Source organism: Devosia sp. MC1541 (genome assembly GCF_012847305.1).
Taxonomy (GTDB): domain Bacteria; phylum Pseudomonadota; class Alphaproteobacteria; order Rhizobiales; family Devosiaceae; genus Devosia.
In genome coordinates this window covers 1-17891 of sequence record NZ_JABBDZ010000015.1, presented here as the reverse complement: position 1 = coordinate 17891, position 17891 = coordinate 1, and the positions used below count along the sequence as shown (strand labels likewise).

18 protein-coding genes are annotated in these 17891 nt (G+C 57.6%); 1 reads left to right on the top strand and 17 read right to left on the bottom strand.

Features of this window, described 5'->3' with window-relative positions:
- Positions 1-5 precede the first annotated feature (5 nt).
- The 10 genes from HKD40_RS14140 to HKD40_RS14095 form a co-directional block, all read right to left on the bottom strand.
- Entirely contained in the window at positions 6-443 is a 438-nt protein-coding gene (locus tag HKD40_RS14140) for a DMT family transporter (protein ID WP_169196433.1), read from the bottom strand.
- Positions 440-937 carry a DMT family transporter gene (locus HKD40_RS14135; RefSeq protein WP_169196432.1) on the bottom strand — a complete coding sequence of 166 codons (498 nt, stop codon included), beginning with the start codon at positions 935-937 and terminating at the stop codon, positions 440-442. The genes HKD40_RS14140 and HKD40_RS14135 overlap by 4 nt, the downstream gene beginning before the upstream one ends.
- Positions 938-1068: 131 nt before the next feature.
- A complete protein-coding gene (locus tag HKD40_RS14130) occupies positions 1069-3096 on the bottom strand; it encodes an autotransporter outer membrane beta-barrel domain-containing protein (protein ID WP_169196431.1) in 2028 nt (675 codons plus the stop codon).
- 268 nt (positions 3097-3364) lie between these two features.
- Positions 3365-4066 carry a phosphate regulon transcriptional regulator PhoB gene (phoB, locus tag HKD40_RS14125; RefSeq protein WP_169196430.1) on the bottom strand — a complete coding sequence of 234 codons (702 nt, stop codon included), beginning with the start codon at positions 4064-4066 and terminating at the stop codon, positions 3365-3367.
- A 99-nt stretch (positions 4067-4165) separates the two neighbouring features.
- Entirely contained in the window at positions 4166-4879 is a 714-nt protein-coding gene (gene phoU / locus HKD40_RS14120) for a phosphate signaling complex protein PhoU (RefSeq protein ID WP_169196429.1), read from the bottom strand.
- Between the two features lie 20 nt (positions 4880-4899).
- Positions 4900-5667: a phosphate ABC transporter ATP-binding protein PstB gene (gene pstB / locus HKD40_RS14115; protein WP_216860349.1), complete on the bottom strand. Its 768-nt coding sequence runs from the start codon at positions 5665-5667 to the stop codon at positions 4900-4902.
- Between the two features lie 79 nt (positions 5668-5746).
- On the bottom strand, positions 5747-7102 hold the full coding sequence (gene pstA / locus HKD40_RS14110; protein WP_169196427.1) for a phosphate ABC transporter permease PstA: 1356 nt from the start codon (positions 7100-7102) through the stop codon (positions 5747-5749).
- Entirely contained in the window at positions 7099-8478 is a 1380-nt protein-coding gene (gene pstC, locus HKD40_RS14105) for a phosphate ABC transporter permease subunit PstC (protein WP_169196426.1), read from the bottom strand. Before pstC ends, pstA begins: the two co-directional genes overlap by 4 nt.
- A 67-nt stretch (positions 8479-8545) precedes the next feature.
- The gene (locus HKD40_RS14100) at positions 8546-9556 is read right to left on the bottom strand and encodes a substrate-binding domain-containing protein (protein WP_169196425.1); all 1011 of its coding nucleotides are present in this window, start codon (positions 9554-9556) and stop codon (positions 8546-8548) included.
- A gap of 217 nt (positions 9557-9773) precedes the next feature.
- A complete protein-coding gene (locus HKD40_RS14095) occupies positions 9774-10529 on the bottom strand; it encodes an IclR family transcriptional regulator (RefSeq protein WP_169196424.1) in 756 nt (251 codons plus the stop codon).
- Between the two features lie 108 nt (positions 10530-10637).
- Between HKD40_RS14095 and HKD40_RS14090 the strand changes: the two genes are divergently transcribed.
- Positions 10638-10946: a TM2 domain-containing protein gene (locus HKD40_RS14090; RefSeq protein ID WP_169196423.1), complete on the top strand. Its 309-nt coding sequence runs from the start codon at positions 10638-10640 to the stop codon at positions 10944-10946.
- Here the strand turns inward: HKD40_RS14090 and mnhG are convergent.
- From mnhG to HKD40_RS14055, 7 genes are all read right to left on the bottom strand, one after another.
- Positions 10943-11314 carry a monovalent cation/H(+) antiporter subunit G gene (gene mnhG, locus HKD40_RS14085; RefSeq protein WP_169196422.1) on the bottom strand — a complete coding sequence of 124 codons (372 nt, stop codon included), beginning with the start codon at positions 11312-11314 and terminating at the stop codon, positions 10943-10945. The genes HKD40_RS14090 and mnhG overlap by 4 nt on opposite strands.
- On the bottom strand, positions 11311-11592 hold the full coding sequence (locus tag HKD40_RS14080) for a K+/H+ antiporter subunit F (RefSeq protein WP_169196421.1): 282 nt from the start codon (positions 11590-11592) through the stop codon (positions 11311-11313). Before HKD40_RS14080 ends, mnhG begins: the two co-directional genes overlap by 4 nt.
- Positions 11589-12074, bottom strand: coding sequence for a Na+/H+ antiporter subunit E (locus tag HKD40_RS14075; RefSeq protein WP_169196420.1), 486 nt, complete (start codon positions 12072-12074; stop codon positions 11589-11591). Before HKD40_RS14075 ends, HKD40_RS14080 begins: the two co-directional genes overlap by 4 nt.
- Positions 12071-13654, bottom strand: a complete 1584-nt coding sequence (locus HKD40_RS14070; RefSeq protein ID WP_169196419.1) for a monovalent cation/H+ antiporter subunit D — start codon at positions 13652-13654, stop codon at positions 12071-12073. Before HKD40_RS14070 ends, HKD40_RS14075 begins: the two co-directional genes overlap by 4 nt.
- A gap of 2 nt (positions 13655-13656) precedes the next feature.
- Positions 13657-13995, bottom strand: coding sequence for a Na+/H+ antiporter subunit C (locus HKD40_RS14065; RefSeq protein ID WP_169196418.1), 339 nt, complete (start codon positions 13993-13995; stop codon positions 13657-13659).
- A complete protein-coding gene (locus tag HKD40_RS14060; RefSeq protein ID WP_169196417.1) occupies positions 13986-16892 on the bottom strand; it encodes a monovalent cation/H+ antiporter subunit A in 2907 nt (968 codons plus the stop codon). Before HKD40_RS14060 ends, HKD40_RS14065 begins: the two co-directional genes overlap by 10 nt.
- 186 nt (positions 16893-17078) lie before the next feature.
- Complete coding sequence (locus tag HKD40_RS14055) at positions 17079-17780, bottom strand: EAL domain-containing protein (RefSeq protein ID WP_282567899.1); 702 nt, start codon at positions 17778-17780, stop codon at positions 17079-17081.
- Positions 17781-17891: the final 111 nt, after the last annotated feature.

Below are 17891 nucleotides of genomic sequence, written 5' to 3'. Positions count from 1 at the left end.
TTTTTTTATTCGGCTTGGTCTTTAGCGGGACGTTGGGTCAGCGCCATGCCTGCAAGGATTAGCACAATGCCCAGGACGCTCGCCCACATGGTCAGGGGTACGCCGCGCAGCATGTCGAGAACGACACTCGAAATCATCTGACCAGCAATGAGTAATAGGGTTGTATTGGTCGCGCCAATCTTGGTGATGAGGAAAGAGCCTGCGGCGACAAAGATCACGCCGATTGCGCCGCCCGAATATACCCAGAGCGGAATATCGCCGATGTTTTCTGGAATGAGCCCACCCACGGCAAGACCGAGGATGGTCATGAACACGAAGCCGACGATATGGTTCCAAAAGGACGAAATGAGTGGGGTAGTGGAGACGGAGACGCGCCCATTGACCTGACGGCTGAGGATGATCAGCAGGCCGATCACGAAGGCAGAGATAATGGGGCCGATCATGCTGCACCGACGCCGAAGAGAATGATGATCATGCTACCAGCGGAAATCAGTAGTACGGCGGCGCCGTCGCGCAGGTCGAGCTTGCGCTTCGGCAAGCCCAGCAGCCCCCAGTGATCAGCGGCAAGCGAAAGCGCGAACTGACCCACGAGGCCAATCGCCAAAGTGCCGCCCAAGGCGATGGGCGAATTGACTGAGTAGGACGTTAGAATAACGGTCAAACCACCAAACACGCCCCCGAGATAGGCCCAGAGGGGGGCCTTGCCATAAATGGCCTTGGCAGCGGCGGCTTTGGCGCGTTCCTTGCGCCATATGATGGCGAGCAGCAGCATTGCAACGACCGTGCCGACACCATGAGCCTGCCACGATGAAAAGATGCCGCCGCCATAGCGACCGGCCTCACCGTTAAAGAAAACTGCGAGGGTGAGTAAGCACCCACTGGCGAACGCAGCGAGCAGGTAGAGCGGGTTGACCCGCTGCGTTGAAAAGGACGTCATGAAGTTCCGACTCAAATGGTTGCTAGGAGACTAGCTGAGCTGTGAGGAACGTACAGCGAGAACGTGAACCACGTCGAAACCAATATCGCCCGCCAGTGGCGAGCGATTTGAGTTGGAGACAACTGCTGGCTTTAGAAACGCATTCCGACACCGCCGCGTAGGCTGGCCGAGACCATGCCTTGGGTGTTGAGGCCGAGTTCTGTGCCGGCGGTAAAACTGTAGGTGCCGGACTGGTATTGGGCATTGGCACCGATGAAGCCGCGCGCGGCATTGGTCGAGTTGCCCGCAAGGCTTAGTGTCGTGCCGAGCACTTGAGCATCGGTCGTGCCGCCATAGGTCAATGTGCCATCGGCACCAATCTTGGCGCTGCCACTCCAGCCACTGCCCGCTTCGCCGAGGTCGATAGTGCCGAGTTCAAGTTCTGCACGGGCATTGAGCAGGTGCGAGAAGCTGGAACCCATGGTGACATTGGCAGAGGAGCCTGATTCCGAATAACCAGCCTGATGAATGCCAGCATAGGTCAAGGTGACGCTCGGAGTTAGGCGAGCGAAGCCGAGATCCTGGTCCATGCCGAGTTTGATCGACGGACTGGCGAACATGCTAACATAGTTGGCATAGGCTGTTTCATACCCTGCTGCGACCGTGTTGTTGACGAAGCGGCGCGCGCTGTCATTGGCGGAAACGCCAAGCGTCGCGTTGATGTCGATGAACACGGACCCAACAGCCAGCGAGGCATAGCCGCCGCCGAGCAGAGACGTGACATCGAGTTCGGACTTGGAAACCGTCTCGACGTGGCCACGACCGAGGCCAACGAAAAGCCCCGCGAGGCTATCATCAGAGAGTTTTACGTCTGAGCCAACCAGTGCACCACCTTGCAAGGACTTGGAGCCGATCTTGCCCGAAGCTGGGGCAGTGAGTTCGCCATAAGCGCTGGCCCATGCGCCAAAATCGTCGCTAGGGGCAAAATCAGGGAAGTCTGGTGTCGCCGGGGACGGAGCATAGCCCAGAGCCGAGGTGCTGCGCGGCAGGCTTTGACGGCGATCGCCAGTATGGTTGGCGATATTGGATATTACAGTGCTAGCAGTTTGAACAGTCGCGGTGTTGGCCGCTTCGATGGAGGCGGTGGAAACAACGGTGAAGGTTGTGTAGGTGCTCGTCGCGGCATCGCCATTGCGGCGGTGCTCAGTGGCTTCGGTTGTGACAGCGCGGGTATAGGCCTGGCCATGCGTTTCGATCTGATCGTCGCGCAACTCTCCAGTGATCTTGATAACGCCTTCAAGGCCGTTGCCGATTTCGAGAGAGCCCGTTGCAGCCTGCGAGAAGCGAATGCCACCAGAAACCACAGAGCCGGGCAAGAGCGTAAGTTTGCTATTGGCAAAGCCCATTGCGAAAGCGTCGAACTGTTCGCTGATTACGGTGCCGCTGTTGATGATGTGAACATTGGCGGCATTGGTTTGGATGCCATGGCTCTGGACGTAGCCGCCAGAAGAGGTTTGGTACTCTCCACCCTTTGCATGGATGGTCCCGGAGTTGGTGATGACAATATCACTTTGGGTCGTGGGGGAGTAGACATAGATACCGGCGCTGCCGTGGTCCGCTGTCCTAATGTTGCCCGTATTGGTGATGCGTGAACTGGTGCCGTAAAGGCTAATACCGTGGGATTGTGTGCCGTGGGTGATGATGCTGCCACTATTGTCCAACGTCACATTGAGCACATTATTGGCGCTGTTTTCGACCTGGATACCTGTGCCCGCCCAGCTGCCCTTGGTCTCAATCGTTCCGGTGTTGGTGAGTGTGAAATAATCACCAGTGGCGTAGACGCCATAGGAGCAGTCTTCGTAGGAGAAGATGCCGCCGTGATTGACCACTCGCGTGTTAGCTGCCAGCGTTTCCAGCGCGTAGGTGGCGCTTCCGCGATTTTCGATCGTACCGTAGTTCGTGATCACCGTATCCAAGCCGGTGATGGAAATCACGTTGCTTGTGGAGTCCAAGGTGCCACCACTTGCGATAAAGAGCGTGTCCCCGATCCCGGAAAGGCTCTGAGCACCTCCGGTTTGACCTTCACTGATGGTGATATCTCGGGCCTGCGCTGCGGTGATATTGGTAGCAGCAAGTAGGGCGACGATCGCCGGTACAACGGCAATTGGCTTTGACAACATAGTGGCGCGGCAATCTGCAGCTTTTGGCGCTGCTCAACAAATCAGGAGACACGAAGAATATTATGGTTAATTCTATGATATGAAAGGACTTTACACGTCAAGCGTCTGATTTGGTGGATTGCGTTATTGGGCCTCGTAGAACACGCAAAACAGTTTCGATGCGCCCCGCGCAGAGAGATTTTTTGGCTTTTTTCTGATCAGCGGCGACTTGCGGTGACCAGAAAACAGTGCCGAGTGTCAGACCTTGTTGTGCCTAAGGGCACGCGATCTAAGCCAGTTGCGAGAAGCGTTCGTCGAAGGAGTAGCCGGCGCCGCGGACCGTGCGGATGGGGTCGGCTTCCTTGCCACGGTTGATGGCGCGGCGGAGGCGGCCGATATGGACGTCCACAGTGCGTTCGTCGACATAGACGTCATTGCCCCAAACGCCGTCGAGAAGCTGCTCGCGGGTGTAGACGCGGCCCGGATGGGTCATGAGGTATTCGAGCAGGCGATATTCTGTCGGCCCAAGGTGAATGTCTCGGGACCCACGGCTGACGCGGTGAGTGGTGCGGTCTAGCTCAAGCTCACCAACCTTAAGCGCGTTCGTCACAAGGCTTGGGCTCGCCCGGCGCAGCAGCGCTTGAATACGGGCGACGAGTTCGGGGACAGAGAATGGCTTGACGATGTAATCGTCTGCGCCGGTGGTGAGACCGCGTACGCGCTCTTCTTCTTCGCCGCGGGCCGTGAGCATAATAATTGGAACGCGGGCGGTTTCTTCACGCGCACGCAGGCGACGGCAGATTTCGATGCCGGAAACTTCGGGTAACATCCAATCGAGCAAGATCAGGTCAGGGACGCGTTCTGCGATGGCGTGGTGCGCTTCATCGCCGGTTTCCGCTGTGACGACATCAAAGCCTTCAGCCTGCAGATTGTATTGCAGGAGCAGGGAGATGTCGGCTTCGTCTTCGACAACAAGGATCGTCGCGGGCATGGGCGTGCTCCGTCAATCGGCCCGTAGGGACCGTTACTCAATATAGGGGATTTTCGAAGAGTTCGTCACGCCGATTGGGCGACGTGACGAAATTGGCGCTTAGGCTTTGATCTGCTGACGTTGGAGTTCTTGGACGTCGCTGGTGAGCTGCTTACCAGTCGAAAGATAGTAAGCGCGTTCAGCGATATTGGTTGCGTGGTCGCCTACACGTTCAAGGCTCTTGGCGCAGAACAAAAGCTGGGTGCAAGAAGTGATGTTGCGCGGATCTTCCATCATATAGGTGAGGAGTTCGCGGAACAGGGAAGTGTGCATGGCGTCGACATCATCATCACGATTGCAAACGTCAACGGCAGCTTCCGCATCACGATTGGCGTAGGCGTCGAGCGCCTCCTTGAGCTGACCGAGCACGAGAGCGGTCATGTTACGGACGCCGCTGTAGAACGAGGCCTGCAGGTTGATCGTTTCGAGCTTGAGCGAGCGGCGGGCCAATTGCTTGGCCATATCGCCAACGCGCTCAAGATCCGACGCCACGTGGATGGCGGTGATGATCGAACGCAGGTCGGACGCCATTGGCTGACGACGGGCGATCATGGACACGGCCATTTCGTCGATTTTGCGTTGCATGTCGTCAATGCGCTGGTCGGCGATGATGGTCACGTCAGCCAGTTCGCGGTCGAGCTTGAGCAGGGCGCGCGTGCCGTTTTCGACAGCCGTTTCCACCTGACCACCCATTTCGGCGATGGCCTGCGCGAGGGCGAGAAGTTCTTCGTTATACGAGGTAACGATGTGCTCTGTGCCGGTATTGTGTGGCATGGCTGTGCTCTCCCCTTAGATTAACCGATACGGCCCATGATGTAGTCTTGGGTCTGCTTGTGGACAGGGTTGGTGAAGATGTCTTCCGTGTCGCCCTGTTCAATCAGATTACCCAAGTGGAAGAAGGCAGTCTTTTGCGAGACGCGGGCTGCCTGCTGCATCGAGTGGGTGACGATGACGATGGTGTAATTGGTCCGCAGCTCGTCAATGAGCTCTTCGATGATGGCGGTTGCAATCGGGTCGAGGGCCGAGCAGGGCTCGTCCATGAGAATGACTTCTGGGCCAACGGCGATGGCGCGGGCAATGCACAGACGTTGCTGCTGACCGCCGGACAGGCCGGTGCCTGGTTCCTGCAAGCGATCCTTCACTTCGTTCCAGAGACCTGCCTTTTGCAGCGAGGAGGTGACGATAGCGTCGAGATCGGTCTTATTGCGGGCAAGTCCGTGAATGCGTGGGCCGTAGGCGACGTTGTCGTAAATCGACTTCGGAAACGGGTTCGGCTTTTGGAACACCATGCCAACGCGGGCGCGCAGTTCAACCACGTCAAGGTCTGGCGCGTAAATGTCCTGACCGTCGAGTTCGATTTTACCGCCAACCTTGGCGCCTTCAATGGTGTCGTTCATGCGATTGATGCAGCGCAGGAAGGTCGACTTACCGCAGCCCGATGGACCGATGAAAGCGGTGACAGAGCGATCTGGGATGTCAATGGAAATGCCGTGCAAGGCTTGCTTGGCACCATAGTGCACGGTGACATCGCGGGCAGTCAGACGAATGGGATGCGCGATCATTTCAGACAGATCCGTATTTGCGCCGAGGGCAGTGTGGGGTGTCTTGGCCTTGGAGGCAAGAATATCCATTTTGTGATCCTTATGCGCGCTTTTCGAGGCGGGATCTGAGGAAGATCGCGATCGCGTTGAGGGAGATCATGAAGGCCAGCAGGACCATGATAGCGGCGGAGGTGCGGGCTTCAAAGAAGTTGCGGTTTTCGTTGCCCTGCCAGAGGTAGATCTGAACGGGGAGGGCGGTTGCCTGATCGAGCGGGGTACCAGGGACCGACGCGACGAATGCGTTCATGCCGATCAAGAGGAGCGGCGCGGTTTCGCCTAGCGCCTGGGCGACGCCGATGATGGTGGCGGTCAGGATCGACGGGAAGGTCACGGGCAGCACGTGGTGGAACACCATCTGCGTCTTGGAGGCACCCATGCCGAGCGCGGCCTGGCGCAGGGCCGGGGAAACGCCCTTCAATGCTGCGCGGGTGGCAATGATGATGGTCGGAAGCGTCATCAAGGTGAGGACGAGACCTCCGGCCAAGGGCGCAGAGATGGGGAGGCGGAACCAGTTGATGAACACTGCAGCGCCCAGAAGACCGAAGACGATCGAGGGAACAGCCGCAAGGTTGTTGATGTTCACTTCGATCAAGTCGGTAAGGCGCGACTTGGGAGCGAACTCTTCCAGATAGATCGCGCTGCCGACGCCAATTGGCACGGCGAGAACAACCACAATCAGCATCATCCAGAGCGAGCCCATGAAGGCGCCCAAGAGGCCAGCCGACGCCGGAGCGGAGCGACTATCAACGCTGGAGAGAAGCGTCCAGGCAAAGCCCTGCGTGATGGTGCCGTCTTCTTCGAAAATGTCGATGAGCGCACGCGCAGGGGCCGAGAGCTGTTGCTGACCGTCGCCCAAGCTGCGGTCGATATTGCCCTTGATCCAGTTATCGGCATTGGCCGAAGCGAGAAGCTCCATCTGCACGGTTTGGCCCATCAGGGATGGGTCGGCGACGAGACGCTCACGGACTTCGTGACGGGCGGCGGTCTCTGCAATGGTCAGAAGCTGGCGGGTGTCGATCTCATACCCTTCCGGCGCTGCTTTGCGCAGGGAGGCTTCAATGACGTTGTTCCAGTTGAGCATGGCGAGCTTACGCTGCCAGGCCATATTGGCGGCGTTGAACTCAGCGTCGGACTGACCGGCGATGCGGACAGGCGCTGGTTCGATCTTGATCAGTTCAGGGTCGTAGGTGATTTCCAGATGCAGGTTTGACTGCATGAACGCTGGAACGCCCTTCCGAAGAACGTCGGTGAACAGAATGGCGACGAAGCCGAGAGCCAGCGCAATGGCGACGATGCCAAAGCCCCGGAAGAGCTTTTCGGTGCGGTGACGGCGCGCCAGTCCATCGCGGACGCGTTTACGGCGTTCGGCGGCAGTGTCGAGGACAGTGTTGGTCATTCGTACTGCTCCCGGAAGCGGCGGACAATGTAGAGGGCGACAATGTTCAGGCACAGAGTCATGACGAAGAGCGTCAGGCCCAAGGCGAAGGCAACCAGCGATTGTGGGCCGGTGAAGTCGGTGTCGCCGGTCAGCTGATTTACAATCGACACGGTGATGGTGGAGACAGGCTCTAGCGGATTGCCGCGCAGGATCGGAGCGTTACCGGCAGCGAGAACCACAATCATGGTTTCGCCAATGGCGCGGGACACGGCCAAGAGGAATGCGCCGACAATGCCCGGAAGAGCTGCTGGCAGAAGCACATTACGGATGGCTTCGGATTGGGTGGCGCCGAGGCCGTAGGCACCGTCACGGAGCGTACGCGGAACCTGATTGAGAATGTCGTCGGACAGGGAGGAGATGAACGGGATGATCATCACGCCCATGACGATGCCGGCAGTCAGAGCGCTGGTGGCGCTGATCGAGATGCCGATGGATGCGCCGAAGTCGCGTAGGAAGGGGCCGACTGTGACGAGTGCGAAGAAGCCATAAACAATGGTTGGAATACCCGCGAGGATTTCGATCACTGGCTTGATGACTGCGCGGACTTTTTTATGGGCGTATTGGTTGAGGTAGATGGCGGTCATCAGACCGATCGGTACCGCAACCAGCATGGCAATGGCTGAAATCATCAGCGTACCGCCCAGGAGAGGGAGTAGGCCATAAGACCCGGCATCACCCGACCCGGTGGAGGAGAACTTTGGCGCCCAGACGGTGCCGAAGAAGAAATCGAGCGGATTGACGAAGGTGAAGAAACGCAGCGCTTCACTGACCAGCGAGGCAACAATGCCTACGGTGGTGAGGATTGCGACCGCCGAGAAGGCGATCAGCAGCCAGGAAATGGCGCGTTCAACCTCGTTTCGGGCGCGAAGGCGCGGGCTGATGCGGCGGCGGGCAAGGTTTAGGCCGAGGATGCCCAGACCGGCTGCCGACGCCAGCATGATCAGGAAAGAGAGAAGCTGGAAACGTCCCAGATTTTCGCCTGCGGCTTGTTCAAACGGCAAAAGCTCGCCAGTGACACCGAAGCCAGAGGCAAGATCCTGAATGCGCTTGAGTTGGGCGTTGAGGCCCATTTGGTCGAGCCCCGTGAGAACATCCGTTGGGATCTGCGAGACCGTGAACCAATGGGTGACGCCGGGGGAGAAAAAGGCCCAGATGGCCAGCACTAGAACGGCAGGCACCAGAGTCCAAATCGCGGCGAGGGAGCCGTGATATTGGGAACGAGAATGGACGCGAACGCCGTTTGGCGTTGCGAGAGCGCGGCTCTTGGACCAGCCGAGCTGGTAAGCAAGACCAAGCAGGACGATGAGTAATCCGGCAACGATCGCTGTGTTCACTTTGTGGGGTCCTTACTGGCCCTAAGAGATGCGGGCCGCATCAGATGCGGCCCGCTGTTTGGGAGAATTACTGGCCCAGGAAGGTAGCCAGTACTTCGGCAGTGACTTCTGCCGGCTGCGGGATCAGACCCGCGGATTCGAGAGTGCCACCCTGACCCGACATACCTTCAGAGATGAAGTATTCAGTGAATTCAGCTAGGCCCGGGATCGTGCCGATGTGCTGACCCTTGACGTAGAAGTAGAGTGGACGGGAAACTGGGTATTCGCCGGCAGCAACGGTTTCGAGCGAAGGAACAACGCCATCAATGGTCGCGACCTTGAGGGTGTCCTTGTTCTGGTCGTAGAACGAAAGGCCGAACACGCCGATGGTGTTCTTGTCTGCGGTCAGGCGAGCCAGAGTTTCGGTGTAGTCGCCGGCGATTTCGACAACGACGTCCTGACGGAAGGTGGTGACAGCGGCTTCGGCTTCTTCTTCCGAAAGGCCGTCTGGCAGGCCGACGGCTTCAGCACCTAGAGCGACAACCTTCTCCTGGAAGACCTCGCGCGTGCCGTGGTTCGAGCCAGGGATCGCGAGGGCGATTGGCTGGTTCGGCAGGGATGGGTCGACTTGGTCCCAAGTGGTGTATGGGTTGTCGACAAGGGCACCATCAACAGGAACCTTAGCCGCGATGGCCTTGTAGACGTGTTCTGGCTTCAGGGCGAAATCAGCGCCCGACGCGGCCGATGCGAAAACAATGCCGTCAAAGCCGAACTGGATTTCGCGGATGTCGGTCACGCCAGCGGCGTTGCAAGCTTCGCGCTCGCTGTCACGGATTGGACGCGATGCATTGGCGATGTCGATGGTGTTTTCACCAACGCCTTCGCAGAACTGACGGAGGCCACCACCGGTGCCGCCCGAGCCGACCACTGGTGTGTTGAATTCAGGGAAGGTCGCGCCAAACTCTTCAGCGACGATGGAAGAGAATGGGAGAACGGTCGAGGAGCCAGCAATCTGGATGGTGTCGCGAGCCTGAGTGGCGACAGTGCCAAAAGCGGCGAGAGCGACAACAGCGGTGCTAGCGTAGAGTGCGATCTTCATAGGGAATTCCCTCTCGAAATTCGTTTTAGGTCTTGGCCAGCCATCTGTCTGGCCGCCCTGAACGTGGAGGACCATATTGCTGCACGGCGACAGATTTATTGCAGTTCGGTGACAGGTATGTGACGCACTAAGATGCTGGTTTAGAATGACAAAATGAAAGATGATACGCTGTGTGACAGCTTATGTGACGGAGTGTGACACGGAGAATCTGAGACGATTAGCGCAGGAGGGGGCGCAGCTCGGACTGAATTTTGCGGATGAGCGGTAGAAAATGCGCGATCATTTTCGAGGTCGGAGCGCGTGCTGTCTGGGCGCCGATGTTGACCGCAGCGACGACCTTACCGGACGTGTTATAGAGCGGCACAGCGATGGAGCAGAGACCGAGTTCGAGCTCTTGATCAATGACCGCAAAGCCCTGAGCAGCGACAACGGCCAGCTCTGTCAGAATTGAGGGCATATCTGCCTTGGTGCGCTCTGTGTAGGCGATTAGCTCAGAGCGTTCGAGAATGTCGCGCGCTTGGTCTTGTGGCAGGGCGGCCAGCAATATGCGTCCCATGGAGGTGCAGTATGCCGGTAGGCGCGCGCCTTGGGCAAGGTTGATGGACATCACACGGCGGGTGGAGACGCGTGCAACATAGAGAATGTCGGTGCCATCCAAGACGGCGGCCGAGGTGGACTCATGCGTATCGCGCGATAGCTCTTCCAGAAATGGCTGGATCAGGCGGGGTAGGGGCGTGGTGGCGAGGTAGGAATGCCCCAGCTTTAGGACGCGCGGCGTGAGCTGGAAGAATTTACCATCATAAGTGGCATAGCCTTGATGCACGAGCGTGAGCAGGCATCGGCGTGCCGTGGCGCGCTCAAGGCCCGTTCGTGCAGAAACTTCGGTGATCGACATCCGTGAATGTTCCTCATCGAAACATTCGATAACCGATAGGCCTCTAATCAGGCCGTGAATGATATCGCCATCGCGCATGGGAGCTTTGTCGCTTTGTCTCGGAACAAGGTCAAGCGCGGTTCCGTTGATACGCTTGTATTTTGGTGGGTCCACCACCACATAAGGCGCAATTTTCTAGGAGAAGAAATGACGCAAGATCGTGCTTACGCGCAGTATGACATCGAAAAGAAGTCCCCGATCATCGCCTATGTGCTGTGGTTTTTCCTCGGCTATATCGGTGTACACCGCTTTTACCTCGGGCGTGTGGTAAGCGGCTTTATCATGCTGGCGATGTCTGCGCTTTTTGCGCTGCTGACTTTTGTCAGCTTCGGACTGTTCGCATTTTTGTGGTTCATCATGGGCGCGTGGTGGCTCATTGATGCCTTGCTTATTCCCGGCATGATTTCACGCCGAAATAATGAGGTTGCGAACCGCGTTCTTGGACGCCGCTACTAGTTTGTAGGCTGGTTCTCGATCTTGACGTCTTCGGCCTTATTGGCCTCCGTCAATGCCTTTTCATAGCGATCCCGGAACAAGGACGCACGTGCGAGCAGCATCAGCGTCACCGGGGTCGTGAGTGTCATGAAGACAAAAATCGCGATCTCATGGAAGACAGGACGCACTTGGATGACGGTAAAATAGATTGCCGAGCCCAAGAGGATCAGTCCGCCACCCATGCTTGTGCCCATCGTGGGGGCATGAATGCGCAGATAAAAATCATTGAGCCGTACCAGGCCAAGGCACCCTGCAAGAGTAAGCAAAGAGCCAATAACCACGCATGCCGAAACGATGATTGCGAGCCAGAGGGGAAGATCTGGGATCATTCCACCACCTCGCCACGCATGAGGAACTTTGCCAAGGCGACGGTGCCGACAAAGCCCAAAAGTCCGATCAGCATGGCCAGTTCAAAGTAAATTTGGTTCGCCGTGCGAATGCCCAAAGCGATCAGCTGGAGCATGGCGACGACGTATAGAGCGTCGAGCGCCAGGATGCGATCTTGGGCGCGCGGGCCCATGAACATACGATAGAGGGTCGCGAGCATCGCGGCCGCAAGCATGACCTGTGCGCTGGTAATGCTCCACATCAGAATATCGTGGCTCATTGGAATACCTCCAACAGCGGTTTCTCGTAGCGATTGCGGACGGTGTTGATCCATTCATCGGCATCAATCAGATCGAACACGTGGAGCAATACGACATTACGTTCTTTGTCGTATTGCAGCCAAGCACTGCCCGGCGTGGCGGTGACGATGCAGGCCAAGATGGCCAGGGCAAACTCATTGGTGAGTTGGAGTTCCATCTCGATGAACTCGGCCGTGGGCTTTGGTCGTCTCTGAATGAGAATAGTGAACACGGCCAAATTCGACCGGATAATGTCGAGCCCTGCAACAAAGGTCATTTTGACCAAGGGCAAGACCCGTTTGATGCGGACACGATCCGGCAGAACGGGGAGTGCGAAGTGGGGCACGGCAATCGCTATGGCGATGCCCATTATGATGTGGCCGAGCCCGGCAGATTGCTGCAGCGTGAGCCACAACAACAGCAGCATGAGCGAGAGGACAGGATAGGGGAACAGCCTGCTCATTGTGTGTTCCTCATGCTGGTGAAGACAGCGTCGATATAGGCCTGAGGCGAATGCAAGAGGGCGGCCGTGTCGTTGAGGATGTCGAGGATGGGCCCGGCAAACAAGGTCATTAGCACGCAGATGCCAATCAAGCCGATGATGGGCTGAATTTCGGCCACCCGCACCTGGATGCCTTCTTCAGGCATGGAGGTCCAGAAGATGTTGATGCCGTTACGCACCATGGCGATGAGCACCAAGAGCCCTGAAATGATCATTGCCGCAGTGTACCACCAGGTCGCCGCAGTTGGAGCATTGCTTGCGTCGAACGCTGAGGACAGCATGATGAACTTCGACAAGAAGCCAGCAAAAGGCGGCAGGCCCGCCATCAACAGGGCGATAATGGCGAAGCAGCAGCTGATCAGCGCCGTTCCGGCGGGAATGGTGGGGCTAACTTCCTGATCTTCGTCGATCTCTTCATCTTCTTCGTCGCCGTAGAATTCGAGCGAAACGGCGAGAACTTGCGCTTCCGCGGGCAAGCCTTGGTCGATGATGTCTTTGAGGAGGAACAGGGCACCCGCTGCGAGAGTTGCGACGATCACGTAGAACAGCGCGCCAGCTGTGACGCCGGGGTCGTTATAGGCAACGCTGAGCAGCAGCGTGCCTGCAGAAACGATGATCAAGTAGCTGGCGAGGCGATCGAGAGCCTTGGACTGCAGTACGCCCAAGCTGCCATAGGCAATGGTGAGAAGGCCGAGCACGAATAGCGTGTTCTGGCCGAAATCATTGCCTTCGCCAAAGACGAGGGTCCAGAGACGCAAGAGGGCATAGAAGCCGACCTTTGTCATGATCGCAAAGAGGGCTGCGACCGGCGGAACTGCTGCCGAATAGGCGGTCGGGAGCCAGAAGTGCAGGGGCCAGGCGCCAGCCTTGACGAGGAAAGCAACGCCGAGAATAGCAGCGCCTGCTTCAAAAAGACCGCGGTTCTCTTCACCCAACTGCGCCGATACGCGAGCGATATCGGCCATGTTTAAGGTGCCGGTGGTGCCATAGATCAAGGCTACGCCGATGAGGAAGAGCGATGAGGCGACCAGATTGACGGCGATATAGTGCAGGGCAGGGCGGACGCGATTGCGACCACCACCATGTAAAACCAGACCATAGGACGCGGCCAGCAGGATTTCGAAGAAGACGAAAAGGTTGAACAAGTCCCCAGTCAGGAACGCGCCATAAAGACCGATGGTCAGGGCGTGGAAGAGTGGGAAGAAGTTCGTGCCATTGCGATACCAATGGGCCGATGCAAACACCAAGGCAGCAAAGGCGAGGACCGCTGTGAGCAGCACCATGATTGCGGCCAGTCGGTCCGCAACCAGCACAATGCCGAACGGTACGGGCCAATTGCCAAGCGGGTAAACGGCCACTGCCGCATCGCCAGCTAGAATGATCGAAGCGACGAGCAGTACTGCAACCAGTACGCTCATTGCGGCGAAAGCGATGTTCAATCCGACGAAACGATCGCTGCGACCATCACCAATCAGCAGATTGGTGATGACGGCGATCATCGGAATGAGGATCGGTAGAATAGCGACGTGAGCGAGATCCATCCTTAGCTCCCCTTTCCGTCGACGTGGTCATTGCCCGACAGGCCACGGGTGGCCAGCATGACGACGAGGAAAAGAGCAGTCATCGCAAAGCCGATGACGATTGCGGTCAGAACCAGCGCTTGCGGAACCGGGTCAGCATATTGAGATGGGTCGATGTTTGCTTTGTCTGTGATGATCGGTGGGGCATCCGTACGCAGGCGGCCCATCGAGAGAATGAATAGGTTCACGCCATAGGAAATGAGCGACAGACCAATGATCACCTGGAAGGTGCGAGGACGCAGGACGAGATAGGTGCCGGACGCGGTGAGAACGCCAATGGCGATGGCAAGGGTCAGTTCCATTGATCAGCTCCCTTGGTTGGCTTACGGCGCGGCGCTGAGGCAGGCTTTGGTCCACGGATGGACTGGTGGGCGAGAGCAATGAGCAAGAGCACAGTTGCGCCGACCACGAGTGTGAACACGCCAATATCGAAAATGAGAGCGCTCGCTAGCGGCACTTTGCCGATGAGCGGTATGTCGAGATAGGCGAAAGCCGTCGTGAGGAACGGATAACCGAGGGCCATAGACGCCAAACCCGTGACCAAGGCTGCCATTAGGCCCCAACCAATCCAGAGGATCGGACGGATACGGAGGCGGCTTTCAACCCAGCGAATGCCATTCGACATGTACTGGAGAATGAAGGCCAGCGACATGATGATGCCGGCAATAAAGCCACCACCTGGTAGATCATGGCCACGCAACAGCATGTAGAGCGCAATGGTTACAATGACCGGGAAGAGCCAGCGCATGATTTGGGCTGGGACGAGCATGAACTCGTTGAGCGCCTTGCGGTCGTCTTCTTCGGTTTCGGCAAAGGTGGCTTGCGCGACCTGCTGTTCAGGGCGAGAGACAGAGTCACTGGCTGGACGGAAGCGGCGCAGCAGGGCGAAGACCGTGAGCGCGACAACGCCGAGAACAGTGATTTCGCCCAAGGTATCAAAACCGCGGAAGTCGACCAGCATCACGTTGACGATATTGGTGCCACCACCCTTGGCGTAGGCGTTCTCGACGAAGTAGCGCGAGATGCCATCGACGGCGGGGCGGGTCATGATGGCATAGGCGGCCAGGCCAACGCCGAGGCCAACTGCGGTGGCAATGGCGAAGTCGCGGTGACGGCGAATGCGAACGGCCCAAGTGGTGTCTTCGGCAACGGGACTGCGTTTTGGCAGCCAACGCAGGCCAAGAAGGATCAGCACGGTCGTGGCAATTTCGGCCAGAAGTTGGGTCAGCGCCAAATCTGGCGCGGAGAACCACGCAAAGGTTAGGCAGGTCGCAAGACCCGCTCCGCCCATGAGAATGAGCGCGGCAAGGCGATGGAATTTGGCTTGCTGTGCTGCGGCCAGAGCACTGAAACCGCCCAAGAGCCAGACAATGGCCAAAATCGGATCGAAGCTCTCCGGCAGCGGCAGATTGCCCATGCGTGCCCAACCGGCGCCAAAGCCCGCGAAGAGGGAGGCGAGCACCACGATAAGCAGCTGTGTTTGCAGACGGGTGGTGCCGAGCTTTTGGACGGTGTTCTTGGCCCAACGATTGGTCGCCGTCAGCAGGAGACGCTCAAAAATACGCTGGCCGATGATGCCGCGGAACAGTGGCGCCTGATCGGTGTCGCGCAGCTGGCGGTTGTAAAGCATGTAGATGAGCACGCCGCCCGCGAGGGCAATCAAGCTCATGATCAGTGGCAGGTTGAAGCCGTGCCAGATCGACAGGCTGTAGTAAGGCACATCTTGGCCAAGTACTGAGGCTACAGCGGCAGCGAGGTAAGGTCCGATAGTCAAGCCGGGCACAATGCCGACGGCGAGACAGATGATAACCAAGAGCTCGATCGGGCGACGCATAAGCGCTGGGGGCTCGTGCGGGGTCTTTTCGAGCTCGGTGCTTTCCGGGCCGAAGAAGACGCCGTGGACGAATTTCAGCGAGTAGGCGACCGAGAAGGCGCCCGCAATCGTTGCGATGAGTGGCAGCGAGATGTTGACGAAGGGGTTCTCGTTGAACTCTGCGGTTTCGGTGAAGAACATTTCCTTGGAGAGGAAACCGTTCAACAGCGGAACGCCGGCCATGGCCGCGCAGGCAATGATCGAGAACAGCGCGGTAAATGGCATGGCCTTGCGCAGGCCCGACAGTTTGCGGATGTCTCGGGTGCCGGTTTCGTGGTCGATGATGCCCACCGCCATGAACAGCGACGCCTTAAAGGTCGCATGGTTGGCAATGTGGAAGATCGCAGCGACCGCAGCGAGCGGTGTGCCCATGCCGAGAAGTGTGGTGATCAGGCCCAGATGGCTGATGGTCGAATAGGCCAAAAGGCCCTTCAGATCGCGCTGGTAGAGCGCGACGTAAGAGCCGAGCAGAAGCGTTGCGAGGCCGGAATAGGTAACAATCCAGAACCAGAGGTCAGATTGCGACAGAACCGGCCAGAAGCGGGCGAGCATGAATACGCCCGCCTTCACCATGGTTGCGGAGTGCAGATAGGCCGACACAGGGGTCGGCGCGGTCATCGCGTTCGGCAGCCAGAAGTGGAAGGGGAACTGCGCGCTTTTGGTGAAAGCGCCGAGCAGGAAGAGGATCAGCGTGACCGGATAGAGCTCGTGCGAAACGATCAGATCGCCAGAGGCGAGAATGTCGTTGAGCTCGTAGCTACCAACAATGTGACCGATCAGCAGCAGCGCCACAAACAGGGCGAGTCCACCCGTGCCGGTAATAATGAGCGCCATGCGCGCGCCGTCGCGGGCGTCACCACGGTGATACCAATAGCCAATCAGCAGGAACGAGACCAAGCTGGTCATTTCCCAGAAAATGGCGAGTTGGATCACATTACCGGATAGCACCACGCCGAGCATGGCGCCCATGAAGGCGAGCAGAAGGGCGTAAAAACGCGGAACGGGATCGCGCGGCGACATGTAGTAGCGCGCGTAAAGAACAACCAGAACGCCGATAAAGGTGATCAGAATGCTGAAGAGCCAAGCAAGGCCATCCATGCGGAACGTGAGGTTGAGTCCTGCCGAAGGCATCCACTCGATCGTGTGTTGAACAGCCCCACCAGTTGCGATTTGTGGGAAAAAGCTGATCGTTGCCGCAAGACCCGCAGCGCAAACAGCACCGGCCACCCAGGCAACGGCATTTCGAGCAGCAGCAGGAAAGTTCAGCACCAGTGCACTGGCGATGAAGGGCACGACACACAAGAAAGCGATAGTTATGCCGGGCATCGGTTCACGCGGTTGGTCTCCAGTGTAAGGGGGCCGCTAACCTATGAGTAGAATCTTTTACCCTTGGCAGCGCTGTGCAGCCCTATTTGGCAGCAATTTGGGGCGCTATTGCAATAGCGTAGCTGGTCAATTTGATTAATTTTGTGAACAATTTTCGACAGGCAGCCCGCGAACAGTGGGCGAGTTTTATGCGCGCAGTAAAGCGTCGGCGGTTGGTCCGGCTATTCTGGGCTGAAGTTCCGCCGGAAGCTCATTTAATGGACACGGTGAGCTTATCAGGAACCCTTGGACTTCTGGGCAAAGAAGCTCAGCTAGGCAGGCAAGTTGCTCTTCAGTTTCGACCCCTTCAGCCGTGCTGGTAATGTTCATCTTCTTGGTGATTTGTGTGACCATCTCAACAACGGCGCGAGCACGGGTTGAGTGTGGAAGTTCGCGGATGAAGGATTGGTCGATCTTTACCTTGTCAAATTCAAAGCGCAGCAGGCTCTGAAGTGATGAGTAGCCCGTGCCAAAATCGTCAATTGAAAATTTAACGCCCAAGTCTTTGAAGTGTTTCAATGTCGATAGTGTTGTGTCTGACGCAGATAGAAATGCTGTTTCGGTGATTTCTAAAATACGGCGCGACGGTGGTAGTCCAGTTTGCTCGAGGGTGGACGATATTCTGGAAGCGAGCGTAGGGTCGCGGAACTGGACAGGGGATATATTAACAGACACGCTGGTGTCTTCCTCCCAAGTCGCCGCTTGGGCGCATGCTTGATTGAGCACCCAGTCGCCAATGCTGAAGATGGTCTGGTTCGCTTCGGCGAGCGCAATAAAGGTCTCGGGGGGAATGGGGCCAAACTCCGGATGCGTCCAGCGCGCCAAGGTTTCGTAGCTGGACGTCCGCAAAAACCCTTGGCGGCTTTGATGCAGTCATGATTCATTGATGTCGCCCGATCATGGAGCGTCATCATGGACCCGCATTCGCTTTTCAGCCTGAACGATCACCTCGAAGCCTTG